The organism is Arthrobacter sp. YA7-1 (assembly GCF_025960325.1).
Taxonomy (GTDB): Bacteria; Actinomycetota; Actinomycetes; order Actinomycetales; family Micrococcaceae; genus Arthrobacter; species Arthrobacter bambusae_A.
The window spans coordinates 3,046,993-3,063,276 of the sequence record NZ_CP110114.1 but is presented as its reverse complement, the minus strand read 5'-3'; the positions used below and the strand labels follow the sequence as shown (position 1 = coordinate 3,063,276).

Annotated in this window: 16 protein-coding genes and 1 riboswitch; of the genes, 9 read left to right on the top strand and 7 right to left on the bottom strand. The window is 65.5% G+C overall.

What is annotated here, in order from left to right; translation table 11 throughout:
* Positions 1-7: 7 nt before the first annotated feature.
* The 3 genes from OIT41_RS14285 to thiE all read right to left on the bottom strand — a co-directional run bounded on the left by OIT41_RS14285 (position 8) and on the right by thiE (position 4,259).
* Positions 8-1,729: a DEAD/DEAH box helicase gene (locus OIT41_RS14285; RefSeq protein ID WP_264636664.1), complete on the bottom strand. Its 1,722-nt coding sequence runs from the start codon at positions 1,727-1,729 to the stop codon at positions 8-10.
* Between the two features lie 288 nt (positions 1,730-2,017).
* On the bottom strand, positions 2,018-3,532 hold the full coding sequence (locus OIT41_RS14280) for an RNB domain-containing ribonuclease (RefSeq protein ID WP_264636663.1): 1,515 nt from the start codon (positions 3,530-3,532) through the stop codon (positions 2,018-2,020).
* A gap of 37 nt (positions 3,533-3,569) precedes the next feature.
* Positions 3,570-4,259: a thiamine phosphate synthase gene (gene thiE / locus OIT41_RS14275; RefSeq protein ID WP_078108321.1), complete on the bottom strand. Its 690-nt coding sequence runs from the start codon at positions 4,257-4,259 to the stop codon at positions 3,570-3,572.
* 26 nt (positions 4,260-4,285) lie between these two features.
* A riboswitch (TPP riboswitch) is annotated at positions 4,286-4,405 on the top strand.
* Between thiE and thiO the strand changes: the two genes are divergently transcribed.
* The 4 genes from thiO (at position 4,397) to OIT41_RS14255 (ending at position 7,137) form a co-directional block, all read left to right on the top strand.
* On the top strand, positions 4,397-5,701 hold the full coding sequence (gene thiO, locus OIT41_RS14270; RefSeq protein WP_264636662.1) for a glycine oxidase ThiO: 1,305 nt from the start codon (positions 4,397-4,399) through the stop codon (positions 5,699-5,701). Its footprint overlaps the riboswitch before it by 9 nt.
* Entirely contained in the window at positions 5,698-5,934 is a 237-nt protein-coding gene (gene thiS / locus OIT41_RS14265; RefSeq protein WP_264636661.1) for a sulfur carrier protein ThiS, read from the top strand. Before thiO ends, thiS begins: the two co-directional genes overlap by 4 nt.
* 3 nt (positions 5,935-5,937) lie before the next feature.
* Positions 5,938-6,744 (top strand): thiazole synthase, encoded by an 807-nt coding sequence (locus tag OIT41_RS14260; RefSeq protein WP_274619738.1) that lies wholly within the window; start codon positions 5,938-5,940, stop codon positions 6,742-6,744.
* A 60-nt stretch (positions 6,745-6,804) separates the two neighbouring features.
* Positions 6,805-7,137 (top strand): 4a-hydroxytetrahydrobiopterin dehydratase, encoded by a 333-nt coding sequence (locus OIT41_RS14255; protein WP_264636660.1) that lies wholly within the window; start codon positions 6,805-6,807, stop codon positions 7,135-7,137.
* Positions 7,138-7,234: 97 nt separating this feature from the next.
* On the opposite strand, the gene OIT41_RS14250 is transcribed toward OIT41_RS14255, so the two are convergent.
* Genes OIT41_RS14250 through OIT41_RS14240 form a run of 3 tightly spaced genes read right to left on the bottom strand, consistent with a single transcriptional unit; the run spans position 7,235 to position 8,506 of the window.
* Complete coding sequence (locus OIT41_RS14250) at positions 7,235-7,537, bottom strand: hypothetical protein (protein ID WP_241709997.1); 303 nt, start codon at positions 7,535-7,537, stop codon at positions 7,235-7,237.
* A 37-nt stretch (positions 7,538-7,574) separates the two neighbouring features.
* A complete protein-coding gene (locus tag OIT41_RS14245; RefSeq protein ID WP_059387503.1) occupies positions 7,575-7,799 on the bottom strand; it encodes a DUF3107 domain-containing protein in 225 nt (74 codons plus the stop codon).
* A 50-nt stretch (positions 7,800-7,849) separates the two neighbouring features.
* A complete protein-coding gene (locus tag OIT41_RS14240) occupies positions 7,850-8,506 on the bottom strand; it encodes a TetR/AcrR family transcriptional regulator (RefSeq protein ID WP_370873866.1) in 657 nt (218 codons plus the stop codon).
* An 85-nt stretch (positions 8,507-8,591) separates the two neighbouring features.
* Between OIT41_RS14240 and moeB the strand changes: the two genes are divergently transcribed.
* Positions 8,592-9,803, top strand: coding sequence for a molybdopterin-synthase adenylyltransferase MoeB (moeB, locus tag OIT41_RS14235; protein WP_264636659.1), 1,212 nt, complete (start codon positions 8,592-8,594; stop codon positions 9,801-9,803).
* Between the two features lie 35 nt (positions 9,804-9,838).
* Positions 9,839-10,831 carry an SDR family NAD(P)-dependent oxidoreductase gene (locus tag OIT41_RS14230; protein WP_241709995.1) on the top strand — a complete coding sequence of 331 codons (993 nt, stop codon included), beginning with the start codon at positions 9,839-9,841 and terminating at the stop codon, positions 10,829-10,831.
* 553 nt (positions 10,832-11,384) lie between these two features.
* On the opposite strand, the gene OIT41_RS14225 is transcribed toward OIT41_RS14230, so the two are convergent.
* Positions 11,385-12,710, bottom strand: a complete 1,326-nt coding sequence (locus OIT41_RS14225; protein WP_241710489.1) for a glutamyl-tRNA reductase — start codon at positions 12,708-12,710, stop codon at positions 11,385-11,387.
* Positions 12,711-12,858: 148 nt separating this feature from the next.
* Between OIT41_RS14225 and hemE the strand changes: the two genes are divergently transcribed.
* The 3 genes from hemE to hemQ all read left to right on the top strand — a co-directional run bounded on the left by hemE (position 12,859) and on the right by hemQ (position 16,253).
* Positions 12,859-13,989 (top strand): uroporphyrinogen decarboxylase, encoded by a 1,131-nt coding sequence (gene hemE, locus OIT41_RS14220; protein ID WP_264636658.1) that lies wholly within the window; start codon positions 12,859-12,861, stop codon positions 13,987-13,989.
* Positions 13,990-13,994: 5 nt separating this feature from the next.
* On the top strand, positions 13,995-15,479 hold the full coding sequence (gene hemG / locus OIT41_RS14215) for a protoporphyrinogen oxidase (RefSeq protein ID WP_413542283.1): 1,485 nt from the start codon (positions 13,995-13,997) through the stop codon (positions 15,477-15,479).
* Between the two features lie 72 nt (positions 15,480-15,551).
* Positions 15,552-16,253 (top strand): hydrogen peroxide-dependent heme synthase, encoded by a 702-nt coding sequence (gene hemQ, locus OIT41_RS14210; protein WP_264636657.1) that lies wholly within the window; start codon positions 15,552-15,554, stop codon positions 16,251-16,253.
* Positions 16,254-16,284: the final 31 nt, after the last annotated feature.

Below are 16,284 nucleotides of genomic sequence, written 5' to 3'. Positions count from 1 at the left end.
GAGGCCGTTAAGCCTCGGTGCTCTCGCCGGATGCACCGGAAGCGGAGACCACTTCGCCGTTGCGGCGGCGGGTGCGGGAGCGGCGTGCGCGGGCCGGCTTGTCGGCGCCCTCGCCGGACTGCGCCTGCCCGGATTGGGGCTCGGCAGACTGGGCCGAACCTTCCGCGGGGGCTGCTTCGCCTTCGGACGTACGACGGCGGCGCGTGCGGTTGCGGCCGCCATCACCGTCTCCTTCGCGGGCCGGAGCGTCGCCGGACTTGGGACCGCGGCGTGCACCTTCACGGCCACCATCGCGCCCGCCGGCGCGAGCGGTGCGTCCACGCCCGGAATCGCCTCCGGAACGGGAGTTCTTCTTGCCGGTCTCGCCCAGGTCTTCAAGGACCTCGGCGTCGACGCCTGCGAGGGTGCGCTTGTCGCGGGGCAGGCGGCCCTTGGTGCCTGCGGGGATGTCCAGTTCCTCGAAAAGGTGCGGCGACGAGGAGTAGGTTTCCACGGGCTCCGGGTAGCTCAAGCCAAGCGCCTTGTTGATGAGGCCCCAGCGCGGCATGTCGTCCCAATCGACGAACGTCACGGCTGTGCCCTTGTTGCCAGCGCGGCCGGTGCGGCCCACCCGGTGCAGGTAGATCTTTTCGTCTTCGACGCACTGGTAGTTGATCACGTGCGTGACGTCATCGACGTCGATGCCGCGTGCGGCGACGTCGGTGGCCACGAGGACGTCCACCTTGTTGTTGCGGAAGGCCCGGAGGGCCTGTTCGCGGGCGCCCTGGCCCAAGTCGCCGTGAATGGCGGCGGCCGCGAAGCCGCGGTCCACGAGTTCCTCGGCAACCTTGGCCGCGGTGCGCTTGGTCTTGGTGAAGATGATGGTCCGGCCGCGGCCGCGGGCCTGCAGGATGCGGGCGACGACCTCCACCTTGTCCATGCTGTGGGCACGGTAGATGAGCTGCCGGATGTCGCGCTTCGTCAGGCCTTCGTCGTCCGGGTCGGCGGCACGGATGTGCGTGGGCTGTGTCATGTAGCGGCGCGCCATGGCGATGACCGGGCCAGGCATAGTGGCCGAGAAGAGCAGGGTCTGGCGGACGGCGGGTGTGCCGGCAATCAGGGTCTCTACGTCGGGGAGGAAGCCGAGGTCAAGCATCTCGTCTGCTTCGTCGAGAATCACCATGCGAACATTCTTGAGGTTCAGGTGCTTCTGCTTGTACAGGTCGATCAGGCGGCCGGGAGTGCCGACAACAACCTCGACGCCCTTTTGCAGGGCTTCGATCTGGGGCTCGTAAGCGCGGCCGCCGTAGATGGTGGCGATGCGGGCATTGCGTTTCCGTGATGCCGTCTGGAGGTCGTTTGCCACCTGGACGGCGAGTTCGCGGGTAGGAACAATCACCAGGGCCTGGGGCGCACCCGGGACTGCGAGCTTCTCGTGGCCGGCGTCGCCCGGTCCGACGACGCGCTGCAGCGCCGGGATGCCGAAGCCGAGGGTCTTTCCGGTACCGGTCTTGGCTTGGCCGATGATGTCGTGACCGCCCAGGGCGACCGGGAGGGTCATGGCCTGGATGGGGAACGGGTGGGTGATTCCGGCGTCGGCGAGGGATTCGACGATGTCTGCGCGGACGTTGTAGTCGGCGAAGGTCTTTTCCGCGATCTCGTGGGGTGTTTCATCCGAGGAAATGGTTTCCTCGGGTTCGATCGTTTCGGTTCCGTCTGTCAGAACTTCATGGGTGTGCAATTCACTCACAGTGGAGTTTTCCTTATTCATTTGGGCTGCGCTGCGTGCTCAACGGTTGTGGCAGGGCCGTTCCGGAGCACGGATGGGCGCAAGCAAATCCAGTGGAAGCCGATCGCGGGCTATCTAAATACTGGCACTGGGGACCAGCTGGTGTATCTCAAGATCGCGTAGGGGCGGGCTTGTTGATGTCAAAAAATGAACTGAATCAACGACCGGGCATCCATTACTACTTACACAGTCTAGCGTCTGGGGACAATAAACCCCGGATCGCGGTCCCGGGCCCGCGAACGAAGTGCGCTACGGGAGGAGCTCGAAGGTGATTTGGCGGGTGGCAATGTCCGCGTGAAGCAGTTTCACGCGGACCTTCGTTCCGGACTCCATTTCGCCATCGCAACGAGCGGTGACCGCGGGCTCGGCGATCTGCACGACACCGTAGGGGCCGTGCTGGGCTCCGTTCCCGTTGCCGTTTCCGTTGTTGCCGTTGTGGCTGTTCCCGTTGCCGTTTCCGTTGTTTTTGGCGGGCTTCGATCCGGAAATCACCACGGCGTCGAATTCCTGTCCGATGTGGTTGACAAGGAGCGCTGCCTCCACCGTGTCCAGGGCCAGGTGCTCCATTTTCGCGGCCAGCTGGTCGGATGACGCCATGATCTCGGGCAGGCTCGGCAAAGCGTCCCGGGCCCATGCTGGTATCTCGGTTCCATTGCTGAGCGCCTCGCAGATGACCAGGACAAATCGATCGACCAGGCGGCGCAACGGAGCGGTGGTGTGGGCATAGGGTGCCCCGATGGCGGACTGCATCACGCTGTCCGGGACCTCGCCGTCGAAAGGCGTGTAACCGGCACCACGGAAAAGCAGTCCCGCTGAATGGAGGATGGCCAGTTGCCGGGGGTCCTTGGCATCGAGGCTCCGCAGGTACTCGCCATAGCTGGTCCCTTCGGTCCAAGGTTTGCCAAGCGCCCCGGTTTGCCGTTTGAAATGGAGCAACGAACGCTCATCGGGGGCGGGCATGGTCCGTAGGATTCCCACTTTGCCGTCGAGCATCAGCTGGGCGGCTGCCATCCCGGTCATGAGCGAAATCTGGGCGTTCCAGTCCTCCACCGGCAGCGAGGGAGCTGCGACGATCCTGTAGCCCTCGCCGTCGGGCAGCTGCACGATTTCCTGCTCAGGCATGTTCAGGCTGGCTCCGCCGCGGCGGCGTTCGAGTTCCACCCGCTTGAGTCCGACCTCCTTGAGGAGCTGGAGGACGGGATCGGCCGCGCCGGAATCGATCTCCGCCTGCACGCCTTTGTAGTCGAGCTTGGCGCGGCTGCGTACGCTTGCCCGACTCACAGAGACGGTGCGGAACTCCGCTTCGGCGTCGAGTTCGAAGTCCCACACGAACGCGCCGCACGTCTGGCCGGCCAACAGGCTTCCGGCGTGCTCGCTGATGATCTCGGGGTGCAGCGGTATGCGGCCGTCCGGGGCATAGTACGTTTGCCCGCGGTGGCGGGTTTCGGCGTCGAGCGCTCCTCCCGGGGGCACGAAGGAGGGCACATCGGAGATGGCGTAGAGGACCCTGTAACCATCGCCGGACCGGTCGATGAAGAGCGCCTGATCGAGATCCGTGGAAGAGGCCGGGTCGATCGTGATGAACGGAACGTCCGTGAGGTCCTGCACCGGCAGGGTGTGTCCGGAAACCGCCGCTTCGGCGTCGCGCAGCGCTTCAGCGGGATAGCCTGCAGGCAGCTCGAGTTCAGTCCGAAGCGCCGCCAGTGCTTCCGCGAGCTGATTCGACGTTTCACTGACATTCGGGGCTATCCGCTGATGTGACACGAAAGTCAGGGTAACTCCAAAATCTTTCGGCGTCTCGCTAGGCCGCCGCAGCGTCAAGGGCGGCCAGGAGTGCCTGGGCTGCCGCCGTCGGATCCTCTGCCTCGGTGATGGCGCGGACCACTACGATGCGGCTTGCACCGGCCTCCACTACCTCTTCGACGTTGCCCAGATCGATGCCCCCGATCGCGAACCAGGGGAGCACCACGCCGCCGACTGTCTCAGCGTCTGCCTGCTTCACCGCGCTGGCGGCGTACTTCACCAGATCGAGCCCGACGGCGGAGCGTCCCGGCTTGGTAGGGGTGGCCCACACCGGCCCGACGCAGAAGTAGTCCAGGCCGCTGCGGCCGGGGGACGCGGCGATGGCCGCGTCGATCTGTTCCGGCGTGTGCGTGGAGAGGCCGATGATGGTGGGGTCGTGGAGCAGCTTCCGGGCCGAGCGCAGCGGAATGTCCTTTTGGCCGATATGGAACACCGGTGCACCCGAGAGGGAAGCGACGTCCGCCCGGTCGTTGACTGCCCAGAGACGGCCGTGACGGTGCGCCACGGATTGCAGGATCTCCAGGAGTTCCAGTTCCTCGGCGGCTTCAATCGTCTTGTCACGCAGCTGGATGATGTCCACGCCGCCCTCGAATGCGGCATCGACAAATTGCTCAAAATCACCCTGTTGCTTGCGGGCGTCGGTGCAGAGGTACAGGCGGGCGGTGGTGTGGACATCGTGCTGGGTCATGGAAACAGAGTAGTTCCTCTAAACTGGGCTGGTACCGCGGGAGCCGCGGCGGCGGTCACAATCGCCGCGCGGCTGAGAGGGCTTCAGCGCCGACCGCTTGACCTGATCCGGCTAGTACCGGCGTAGGGAAGGACTCCATGGAAGAAGCAAACACCCGGAACGGGCCCCTCCACGCGGATGTCGCGGTGATCGGGGGCGGTGTCATTGGCCTCGGCATCGCGGGGGAAGCCCGCAGATCCGGCCGTTCGGTTGCCCTCATCGATCCCGCACCGGCCAGCGGCGCTACGTTCGCGGCAGCGGGAATGCTGGCGCCCGTCAGCGAATTGCACTACCAGGAAGAGGACCTCCTGGAGCTCATGCTCGAATCATCGGCGTTGTGGCCGGGCTTCGAACGCAATGTGACCGGCTCAAGCGCCGGGCGCGGCACGGGTTACCGCACGACGCCGACTCTCGCCGTCGGTGCGGACGCCGCGGACCGCCGGGCGCTCGCCGACCTTCGGGACGTCCAGCTCGCCCATGGCCTGGTGGTGGAATCCGTTCCGTTGCGCGAGGCGCGGGAGCGCGAGCCGCTCTTGAGCCCGCAGATTTCCTGTGCTTTCGATATCCCGGGCGATCACCAAGTGGATCCGCGCCGGCTCTCGGCCGCGATTCTCGCCGCCTTGGCAAACCACCAGCCCGGCGATTCGAGCTGGATCGCGGAGGCAGGAGACGGGTTTGCGGTCCACGACACTGCGGCGGGCCTCCTGTGGGAGGACGGGCGCGTCGTCGGGACGGTGCTCGGCTCGGGCGCCAAAGTTCTCGCCACGGAAACAGTAGTAGCCAACGGACTTGATGCTGCCCGCTTGAACGGCCTGCCGGATGGATTGTCGCTGCCATTGCGTCCCGTGTACGGCGACATACTGCGGTTGCGCGTCCCGGAGCATCTGCAGCCCCTTGTCACCGCCACCGTCCGTGGGATGGTGCGCGGAGTGCCCGTGTATATCGTTCCCCGCGACGACGGGACCGTGGTGATCGGCGCAACGCAACGCGAAGACGGTTTGTCGGCGTCCGGGGGAGGAGCCAACCCGGTGTCAGCAGGCGGCGTGTACCAATTGCTCCGCGACGCCCAGGTACTGGTTCCGGCTGTCGCCGAACTGGAACTCCTCGAAGCGACCGCCCGTGCCCGCCCTGGCACACCGGACAACGCACCGCTGTTGGGCCGTGTCGAAGGTCGCGAAGGAACCGTGCCCGGCCTCATCGTGGCCAGCGGCTTCTTCCGGCACGGCGTGCTCCTCACCCCGGCAGCGGCGAAAATCTGCGTCGGACTCATGGATGGCACCGTCGATCCGCGGTGGAACAAATTCCGCCCGGACCGCTTCTCCCGCCCGCTGTCTGCAGCAAGGGCATCCACAGGCGGCCCGTCGGCCGACACCCCACATCTCCTTCCGAAGGACCACGCATGAACATCAAATTGAACGGCGCAGACCACACACTGAGCGACGGCGCGTCCGTGACCACACTCGTCAGCCACATCACCGGACGGGTTGTGGACCCCAGCGGCCAGGCGGCCGACGGACGCAAGATCGGCGTCGCCGTCGCACGCAATTCCGAAGTGGTGCCGCGCAGCCAGTGGGCTGCCACCGCGCTCGCAGAGGGCGACGAACTCGAAATCGTGACCGCAGTACAGGGAGGCTGAACCATGACCACAGCAAGCACTCACGCAGCAAGCACCCGAACCGACGCCCTGGTAATCGATGGTGTTGAGTTCGGTTCGCGCCTCATCATGGGAACCGGCGGAGCCCCGAGCCTGGACGGCCTGGGAGCAGCTCTGTTGGCCTCCGGCACCGAACTCACCACCGTTGCCATGCGGAGGTACTCACCGACGGAGACAGGTTCCCTGTTCCAGTTGCTCGTGGACCACGGCATCCGTGTCCTGCCCAACACTGCCGGCTGCTTTACCGCCAAGGACGCTGTCATGACAGCCGAACTTGCCCGGGAGGCCTTGGAAACGGATTGGGTCAAGCTGGAGGTCATCGCCGACGAGCAGACGCTCCTGCCCGATGCCGTGGAGTTGGTGGATGCAACGGAGAAGCTGGTGGACCGCGGCTTCAAGGTCTTCGCCTACACCAACGACGACCCCGTGCTGGCGCTTCGGCTGGAAAACCTCGGAGCAACGGCGGTGATGCCGTTGGGCGCGCCTATCGGTACCGGCTTGGGCATCCTGAATCCCCACAACATCGAGCTCATCGTGTCCCGGGCTTCCGTGCCGGTAGTGCTCGACGCCGGCATCGGCACTGCGTCCGACGCCGCACTGGCCATGGAGCTCGGTTGCGACGCCGTGCTGCTGGCCACCGCAGTGACCCGCGCGCAGAACCCGGTGCAGATGGGCGAGGCCTTCAAACACGCGGTCATCGCCGGTAGGCTGGCGAAGCAGGCGGGCCGCATCCCGCGCCGGGAACACGCGCTGGCGTCATCGGCCATGGAAGGCCGGGCAGAGTTTCTCTAGCGGGTTTTTGCCGGCCGTCGGCGGATTCGTGTGAATCCCCTGTCAGCGAAGGAGCCCCCCATGGCCGGCAAGGATGACATCCTCACCAAGTCCGCGATCGACGACGCCTTGGCGGATCTGCCGGACTGGCGGTACCGCCTGGGCAGCCTCGTCACGGTCTATAAATGCCCGACGTCGGCGGCGGCACTCGAGCTGATTGCCGCCGTCGGGCAGATCGCCGAGCAACAGAACCACCACCCGGACCTGGACTGGAGGTACAACCGGGTGTCGATCCGCTACACCTCCCACGACGCCGGGAGCGAAGTAACCCAACGCGATGTCCGGGCAGCCATGAACGTCAGCCGGGCAGCCAAGGAAGCCGGGGCAGTGGCGCGACCCGAAGCTCTGCCGTGAGCCGGTTTGTTCGCGACACGCAAACAGAACGGCGACGCCCGGATACAGGAGTCGCCGCTCTGTTTGAAGTGTCGCCGGCCCGTGCGAGCAGCCCCAGCTAGAGCCGCAGGGCCGCGGTCAGCTGGGCAGTATCGTGCCGGGCCCGGTGGTGGCCCAGGAAGTACGAGGCCACCGCGGCCGCCACGGTACCCAGAACGATGGGCAGGACCCAAGGGATCCACGTCACGCCAGGCTGGTAGCCAAAGCCAAGTTGGATGAAGATCATCCAACTCAGCATGGCGACGGCCACCGAAACGCCGGCGGGCAGGGTGATTCCGTACGTGCCCCGGCGTTTGTCAGTTCCCCAGACAATGAAGCCCGAGGCGATGGTGGCTAGCGCCACGATGACAAGTGAGAGCATGCGGACTCCTGGCTCGCTGGTGTTCTGGTGTAAAAGCTTAGAGCGCGCCGAAGCCGACCCGGCGTACTTCCTCGGCACCGATCTCAACGTATCCGAGGACGTTGCCGGGAACGATGACCTGACGGCCCTTTTCATCGGTCAGGCGCAGGTCCGTGCCGTTGGCAATGGCCTCGCTCACGATCTTGGCAACAGCCTCGGCGTCGAGAGCGGACTCAAGCGCGATCTCACGGCCAACATTCTGAATGCCGATCTTTACTTCCACAGCGGGGCCTCCCAGCCAATCAAAAAATTACTCAGTCCTCTATTTGTAGTCTAGGACTCTTTCGGGAAGCGACTGATTCCGCGCCAAGCTAAACGGTAGATCAGGTCGCTGGCAACATCGAGGTCCAAATCGCCGTCGGTCTCGAGCCAATACCGGGCACTGACCTGCGCCATTCCAGCCAGGCCCCGGCCCAGCAGCTGGGCCTCCAGCGGGGGCAGCTTGGTGTCTTCGGCGATGACCTTGGCGACGGCGTCGGCAAAAGTGCGGTTGAACGTCTCCAAACGCGAACTGACGTCCGGGTCATTGATGAGGTCGGATTCGAAGACGAGCCGGTGCGCTTGGTCATCGCCTGCGATGAAACGGTAGTAGGCGCGCATGACGGCCTGGACGCGTTCCTTGTTGTCCGACGTCGAATTCAGCGCCGTAAGCATCTGGTCCGTGAGCGTGGCCAGGTGGCTGTCGAGGAGTGCCATGTAGAGCTCCCGCTTGGACGGGAAGTGTTGGTAGAGCACCGGTTTGCTGACATGGGCTGTCTCGGCGATTTCGTCCATCGCTGCACCATGGAACCCGTTGGCAACGAAGACTTCCAAGGCGGCGTTCAAGAGCTGGGCCCGGCGCTCATCGCGTGGCAGCCTGGCCGAACGCGGCGAACCGGTCCGATCCTGCCTGACCTGTGCCTCCTGTTTGATACGTGCACTCTCAGCCACTTGTCTGCCGCCTTTCCTTTGCAGTTATGACCACAATACTGCGCAGTAATATGACCGGGCGGCAGCGGCAGGCATACTTTGGAGTATGGCCACTATTTTTGCTGCCCAAACGTTGCCGCACTCTCCTTCTTCGACACTGCCGCCCCTCGTGGAACCGGCCGCGGAACTGACCACCGAAGAGGTGGAACGGTATTCGCGCCACCTCATTATTCCCGAAATCGGTGCGGCCGGTCAGCGTCGGCTCAAGAATGCAAAAGTCCTGGTGATAGGTGCAGGCGGACTGGGCTCTCCGGCTTTGCTGTACCTCGCCGCCGCCGGCGTGGGGACGCTCGGAATCGTGGACGACGACGACGTCGACCTCAGCAACCTGCAACGCCAGATCATTCACGGCGTAGGAGATGTGGGACGGCCGAAGATCGAATCGGCACGGGACGCGATCAAGGAGCTCAATCCACTCGTCAACGTGCAACTGCACAACGTCCGCCTGGACTCCTCCAATGCCTTGGAGATTTTCTCCGGCTACGACCTCATCCTGGACGGGGCGGACAACTTCGCCACCCGGTACCTTGTCAACGATGCCGCGGCGATTCTCGGCAAACCGTACGTCTGGGGATCGATTTTCCGCTTCGACGGCCAGGTCAGCGTGTTCTGGGAGAAGCACGGGCCCAGCTATCGCGATCTCTACCCCGAGGCCCCTCCTGCCGGCTCGGTCCCGTCCTGCGGCGAGGGCGGCGTGTTCGGCATGCTGTGCGCTGCTGTCGGCTCGCTCATGGTGACTGAGGCAGTCAAGCTGATCACCGGCGTCGGGCGCTCCATGCTGGGACGGGTGGCGCTCTTTGACGCCCTCGGCGGCAGCTGGCGCGAAATCAAGGTTTCGAAAGACCCGGAGGCCGAACCGATCACCGAATTGACCGATTACGAAGCGTTCTGCGGCATCATCCCGGCACCTGCGGGGGACTCGGTTCCGACGGTCACGGCCACCGAACTTTCCGGGATGCTCGAGGCCCGCGCGGCAGGGGAACGCGACTTCGAACTGGTGGATGTCCGCGAGATCGGTGAACACGAGATCGTGAGCATCGACGGTTCGGTGCTCATCCCGCAGGGACGGATCCTGGCGGGGGAGGCCTGGACGGAACTGCCGCAGGACAAAGAGATCGTGTTCCACTGCAAGGGCGGCACCCGTTCCGCGGCGGTGCTCGCGGCTGCACAGCGCGCCGGCTACACGCGCGTCAGCCACCTCGACGGCGGGATCCTCGCTTGGGTGCACGACGTCGAGCCCGGCAAACCCGTTTACTGAACCGACAAGCGCAGGTGAACATGAAAGGTCCCGATATGAGCGAGGAATCCATGACCACACCGCAACACCCCATCGGATCGGGTTTCGGCCACGGCTCCACGGCATCGGACGTTGTGGCGGGAGTGGACCTTCACGGCAAGACCGCAATTGTGACGGGCGGTTATTCCGGGCTCGGCCTGGAAACGGTGCGGGCCTTGTCCTCCGCCGGGGCCAAGGTCACGGTTCCGGCCCGGCGTCCTGAACATGCCAAGGAAGTCCTCGCCGCTGCCGGCCTTGCACCGGAGCAAGTGACGGTGGAAGCCTTGGACCTGGCCGATCAGGACGCAGTGAAGGATTTCGCGTCACGTTTCCTCTCATCCAACGAAACCCTGGACATCCTGGTCAACAACGCGGCCATCATGGCCAGCCCGGAGCAACGCGTGGGTCCGGGTTGGGAATCCCAATTCGCCACCAACCACTTGGGCCACTTCACGCTTCTCAACTCCCTGTGGCCTGCGCTGGCGGCTGCCGGTTCGGCCCGCGTCGTGGCCTTGTCCTCCACCGGGCACAAACTCTCGCCCATCCGTTTCGAGGACATCAATTTCGAGAACGGCTACGACAAATGGAAGGCCTACGGCCAGGCCAAGACGGCCAACGCGTTGTTCGCCGTCGAGCTTGACCGCCTGGGCCGCTCCTCCGGAGTACGGGCCTTCGCGGTCCATCCAGGCGGCATCATGACCGAGCTCCAGCGCTACCTTCCGCGGGAAGAGATGGTCGCGGCGGGATGGATGGACGATGCGGGCAACGTCAGGGAGGGCTTCAAGACTCCGGAGCAGGGAGCCGCCACATCCACCTGGGCAGCCACCTCGCCGGCACTGGCGGGCATGGGCGGGGTGTATTGCGAAGACTGCGACATCGCCAAGCCCACGGACCCTGCCTCGCCGCTCGCGCGGTACCAAGGAGTGGATGCACACGCTGTGGATCCGGAAGCCGCAACAAGGCTGTGGGCCGTTTCCGCAGAAATGACGGGAGTCAACGCGTTCGCGTAGGGCCGGGGGGCTCGCGAAGCAGCGCCTAGGGACATGCTCATTCTTGGTGATTGCAGCCGGACATATTCCTGTTATGTCCAGTGCTGGTGATCAGGGGAGGGCATGCTCTGCGCTGGGCAAATCAGCACGGTGATTCGCGAGCCAGCGCCTAGGGACATGCTCATTCTTGGTGATTGCAGCCGGACATATTCCTGTTATGTCCAGTGCTGGTGATCAGGGGAGGGCATGCTCTGCGCTGGGCAAATCAGCACGGTGATTCGCGAGCCAGCGCCTCAGAGGGACATGCTCATTCGTGGTCGTTGCAGCCGGACATATTCCTGTTATGTCCAGTGCTGGTGATCGGGGGAGGGCATGCTCTGCGCTGGGCAAATCAGCACGGTGATTCGCGAGCCAGCGCCTCAGAGGGACATGCTCATTCGTGGTCGTTGCTGTTGGACATGATCCTGTTATGTCCAGTGCTGGTGATCAGGGGAGGGCATGCTCTGAGTGAATTCGAGCGTGGACAACGCCACCCGGGCCACGAGGGGACCCAGGCCGTGAGGGGACGCGCGGGCTAGGCGCTTTCAGCCTGCTGGGATGTTTGTTGGTGGTCGACAGGACACGAGGCCGCCGGTGATGCGGCCGGCTGTTCCACCTGGATGCCGTACAAGGCCTCGAGGGCTGCCACGTAATCGTCTTGCTGGCCGTTGGCGGCGAGTTCCCGTGCGCGGACCGTGGGGATGTGGAGCAACTGCTTGACCATGCGGCGGAGGGCGAACTCGACCTCTTCGGCCGCAGCGGTGCAGCCATGCCGGGCCCGGACTTTCTCCATCTCGGCGTCGAGCACGTTCATCGTGTGGCGGCGCAGGGCCACAATGGCCGAATCGACGGACCGGGCTTCACGTTCCTGCTCGAAGGCCTCGGCCGCGCCGGACACAATGGTGCTCGCTTGCGCCAGCGACTCTGCTTGCTCCTGGGGCGCCGCGAGCCGCACGGATTCGAGCGTCAGGAGCTCGACGCCGTCGAGCTCGCCCACTGCGGGGTCGAAGTCGTGGGTGAGCGCGAGGTCGATCGCGATGAGCGTCTGGGTGGACAAGGCGCGGACCTTGGCAAGCTCGGCGGCCTCCACTCGCGTGTCCGATCCGCTGCAACCGATCATGACATCGGCGGCGGCGACGGCGGCAGGGAGCGTTTCGGCGTCGAGTGCGGTCCCGCCGCGGGTCGCCACGAAAGTGCCGGCCCGGCCGGAAGACGAGTACACGGAGACGTCGGTGCATCCACGATCGCGCAGCAGCGACATGGTGGCTCCGGCGTAGGCCCCGGTCCCGAAGACAACAACCTTCTTGGTGCTCCAGTCGGCGTTCTCCGAAAGGTCGGTGGCGAGGTCCAGGGCTACTGAAACGATCGACAGGCCACGGGAACCAAGAGCTGTCTGGGCCCCCACGTCCTTGGCCGTCTTGGAAGCGGCCTGGAACAAGCGGACCAGCCCGGAACTCGCGGTTCCTTCGTGCTGGGCAGTGATGAGGGCGCGGCGCACTTGGCCGGCGATTTCGCGTTCGCCGACAACGGCGGAGTCCAGCCCGGCGCTGACGGCGAAGAGGTGCCTGCTGACCTCGGGGCCGGTGCGGGTGCTGAAGGCGCGCGAGACGAGTTGCTCGTTGAGTCCGCTCAGGCCACTGATCTGCGTGACGAGCGCCGAGCGGGCAGCTTCAAGGTTCTCGACGTGAGGGGTTTCGCCGTAGATTTCGTAGCGGTTGCAGGTGGCCAGGACCACGGCACCGGAGACAAGTTGGGAATCGGCCAAAGCGGACGAGGCAACCTCGGATGAACCGTTGCTCAACTGAGCGACGGTCTCAAGATCGATGTCGGCGTGTGTAGCCACCAATGAGAAAAGAACCACAGCAAAGCCATCATAGCTTTTTCGGCGCCATGTAGAACAACGCGCGCCAGTGGTTCTCCGCACTGCCGGCAGTGATGCCCGTCACCCCGCAATGTGCGGGACAGGCTGTCGTTATCTTTTGACCCCGATCTTCGGCACAATCGAAGGCATGACTTCCAGTTCCGCACTGCCTCATTCTGTGTCGGCCACCGACATTTCCGGCACAGCCGCTTCAGGCCTTGATGCAAGCCACCCGCTGATGGATGGCCGCACCGCAGACTCCCCGCTGATCCAGGCTTATCGCGGAGGCAAGCCGTCCCGCCGTCCTGTGTGGTTCATGCGGCAGGCCGGCCGCTCGTTGCCGGAATACCTCAAAGTCCGTGAAGGCGTGGCAATGCTGGACTCCTGCCTGCGCCCCGAGCTCGCCTCCGAGATCACGTTGCAGCCGGTTCGCCGCCACGACGTTGATGCGGCCATCTTCTTCTCCGATATCGTCATCCCCCTCAAGTTGGCCGGCGTCGGCGTGGACATCGTCCCCGGCGTCGGGCCCGTGCTGGACAAGCCCGTCCGCACCGCGGCTGACGTCGCCGCCCTGCCTCAGCTGACGTGGGACGCCCTCGAACCGATCCGCGAGGCCGTCCGCCTGACGGTCGCGGAGCTCGGCACAACACCCCTGATCGGCTTCGCCGGTGCGCCGTTCACGCTTGCCGCCTACATGGTGGAAGGCAAGCCCTCCCGCGACCACCTCGGTCCGCGCACCATGATGCACGCCGATCCGGAGACCTGGACCGCCCTGGCCAATTGGGCGGCCGACGCCTCCGGCATGTTCCTGCGGGCGCAACTGGAAGCCGGCGCCTCGGCAGGTCAACTGTTCGACTCGTGGGCAGGATCCCTTGGGCTCGCCGACTACGCCAAGTACGTTGCTCCCGCTTCGACCCGCGCCCTTGACCACGTCCGTCACCTCGGCGCGCCGCTGGTCCACTTCGGTACGGGAACGTCCGAGTTGCTCGCCGCGATGCGCGACGTCGGCGTGGATGTCGTCGGCGTGGACTACCGGCTGCCGCTTGACGAGGCAAACCGTCGGCTGGGCGGCACGGTGCCCTTGCAAGGCAACATCGACCCGGCGTTGCTTTCCGCACCGTGGGAGGTACTGGAAGCCCATGTCCGTGAGGTGATCGCAGCCGGCTCCTCAGCCCCGGGCCACGTCTTGAACCTCGGCCACGGCGTGCCCCCGGAAACGGATCCCGCCGTCCTGACGCGGGTCGTGGAACTCATCCACTCGATCCCCCCGGCAGGGTAGCCGGCATGCCCGGGGCACAAACACAGCCCGGACACGCACCTTCCGCAGATTCAGCAGCCGGCTTGGCCGCCGTCGTCGTGGGCGGCGGAATGTCCGGCCTGCTCGCCGCCCGTGGCCTGGCCAAGGCCGGGATCACCGTCACGGTGCTCGAAGCGGGCGAGGCGTGGGGCGGTTGCGTGGGAAGGCACACTGTCGGCGGCCTTGTGCTGGACAGCGGCGCCGAGTCCTTCGCCACGCGCTCCACCGCCGTGGCCGATCTCGCCCGCGATCTCGGGCTCGGCGGCAATATCGTGGCGCCCCATCCTGGAGGTGCCTGGGTGCAGTTGCCCGACGGCCCGCAGGAACTGCCGAAAACCGGAGTGCTCGGAATCCCGGCGAACCCCTGGGACCCGGAAGTCCGGCGGTCCTTGGGCTTTGCCGGTTCCCTGCGGGCCTCGCTCGACCGCTACCTGCCCGCATCCGTCGGCACCTCGGTCGCGGTCACCAGCGTCTCCTCCTTGGTCCGGGCGCGGATGGGCAAACGGGTGCTCGAACGGCTTGTGGCGCCCGTCGTCGGAGGAGTGCACTCCGCCGATCCCGGACTGCTCGACGTCGACATGGTCGCTCCCGGCCTGCGTGCGGCATTGCGCCAGCACGGTTCGTTGGCCGCGGCGGTGGCCAGCCAGCGCGAGGCCGTGCCGAACCGCAACGGAAGCGGGACGGCGAAGGCGGGATCCGCCGTCGGCGGCTTGGAAGGCGGAATGAACACGCTTGTCACCGCCCTCGTGGCGGAGTTGCGTTCGCAGGGCGTCGCCCTCGTTTCCGGCGCCCGGGTGGATTCGATCACCCGCACCGAAAGCGGTTGGCAGGCTACCGCCGCGGGCACAACGTACGACGCCGGCTGGCTCGTGGTGGCGCTCGACGGTCCGGCCGCCGTCGGGCTGCTGGAGGGGGCGCTTCCCGAATTGTCCGCGCTGCGCCCCGCCGCAGGCCCGTTGGTGAGCCTGGTGACCTTGGTGGTGGACGTGCCCGAACTGGACCGGCGCCCCCGGGGCACGGGCATTCTTGTCGCTCCGCAGACCGAGGGGATCGAGGCGAAAGCGCTCACGCACGCCACGGCAAAGTGGGACTGGCTGGCGGAAGAAGCGGGCCCCGGAACGCACGTGCTGCGCCTGTCCTATGGGCGTGGCGAGGGGGTGGACTCTCCTGAGTCGGCGGCAGCGCAATCCGTCGCCTCACTCAATGACGATGCCTTGTTTGAGGCCGCGCTCCGCGACGCGTCGACCTTGCTGACTGTGCCGATTGTCCGTGAAGACGTACTCGATTGGGACGTCGTCCGTTGGGCGGGCGCCTTGCCGTTCGCCGCCGTCGGTCACAAACAGCGCGTTGCCGAAGTGCGCCGCGTCTGCGCCGAAGCCGAAGGATTGACCGTTGTGGGCGGCTGGCTCGCCGGAAACGGCCTGGCAGCCGTGGTTGCCGACACTTCCGCGCAGATCGACGCAGTCTTGTGAAATGCACCACTTCTACGCCTTGTAGAAGTGGTGCATTTCGACTTAGCGGCATCCACGGGGCAGACTTGTACCATGAGCCACACTTCTGCCGAATCTGTCACTAAAACTGCCGAATCCGAAGAGCAGTTCTTTACGCTGTGGACCGTCTTCAAGCGGTCGGGCGATGTCCTGCGCAGCGCCGACGCTGTTCAGGATTTCGAGCAGCTGGCTGCCAAGCTTGCCGAGGACGGCGTCGTCCTTCGCGGAAGCTACGACGTCTCCGCCATGCGCTCCGACGCCGACATCATGGTGTGGCTCCACGGCGCCAAGCCTGAAGCCTTGCAGCAGGCCGTGCGTGATATCCGCCGCAGCGCGCTGTTCGCCGGCACCGAGATCGTCTGGTCCGCCATGGGCGTGCACCGCGAAGCCGAATTCGCCAAGAACCACGTTCCTGCCTATGCGCGCGGCGTCGAGCCCAGCACGTGGCTGTGCGTTTACCCGTTCGTCCGCTCCTATGAGTGGTACATCCTGCCTGCCGACGAGCGTGGCAAGATGCTGCGCGATCACGGCATGCTCGGCCGCGACTTCCCCCAGGTCATTTCCAACACCGTATCCTCCTTCGCCCTGGGCGACTGGGAGTGGATCCTGGGCCTCGAAGCACCCGAACTCGTTGACCTGGTGGACCTCATGCGCCACCTGCGTGCCACCGACGCCCGCAACCACGTCCGCGAGGAAATCCCGTTCTACACCGGCCGTCGCATCACCGCCGCGGAGATCGCCGAGGTCCTCGCGTGAGCGGCCGCCACTCCACGGGCCCGGCCAGCCT

Excerpts from the sequence above, each read along its gene's own strand:
- hemE (WP_264636658.1), top strand. The coding sequence starts at position 12,859 with ATGACTTCCAGTTCCGCACTGCCTCATTCTGTGTCGGCCACCGACATT.
- hemG (WP_413542283.1), top strand. The coding sequence starts at position 13,995 with ATGCCCGGGGCACAAACACAGCCCGGACACGCACCTTCCGCAGATTCA.
- OIT41_RS14260 (WP_274619738.1), top strand. The coding sequence starts at position 5,938 with ATGACCACAGCAAGCACTCACGCAGCAAGCACCCGAACCGACGCCCTG.
- OIT41_RS14250 (WP_241709997.1), bottom strand. The coding sequence starts at position 7,537 with ATGCTCTCACTTGTCATCGTGGCGCTAGCCACCATCGCCTCGGGCTTC.
- hemQ (WP_264636657.1), top strand. The coding sequence starts at position 15,552 with ATGAGCCACACTTCTGCCGAATCTGTCACTAAAACTGCCGAATCCGAA.
- thiE (WP_078108321.1), bottom strand. The coding sequence starts at position 4,259 with ATGACCCAGCACGATGTCCACACCACCGCCCGCCTGTACCTCTGCACC.
- thiO (WP_264636662.1), top strand. The coding sequence starts at position 4,397 with ATGGAAGAAGCAAACACCCGGAACGGGCCCCTCCACGCGGATGTCGCG.
- OIT41_RS14230 (WP_241709995.1), top strand. The coding sequence starts at position 9,839 with ATGAGCGAGGAATCCATGACCACACCGCAACACCCCATCGGATCGGGT.
- moeB (WP_264636659.1), top strand. The coding sequence starts at position 8,592 with ATGGCCACTATTTTTGCTGCCCAAACGTTGCCGCACTCTCCTTCTTCG.
- OIT41_RS14255 (WP_264636660.1), top strand. The coding sequence starts at position 6,805 with ATGGCCGGCAAGGATGACATCCTCACCAAGTCCGCGATCGACGACGCC.
- thiS (WP_264636661.1), top strand. The coding sequence starts at position 5,698 with ATGAACATCAAATTGAACGGCGCAGACCACACACTGAGCGACGGCGCG.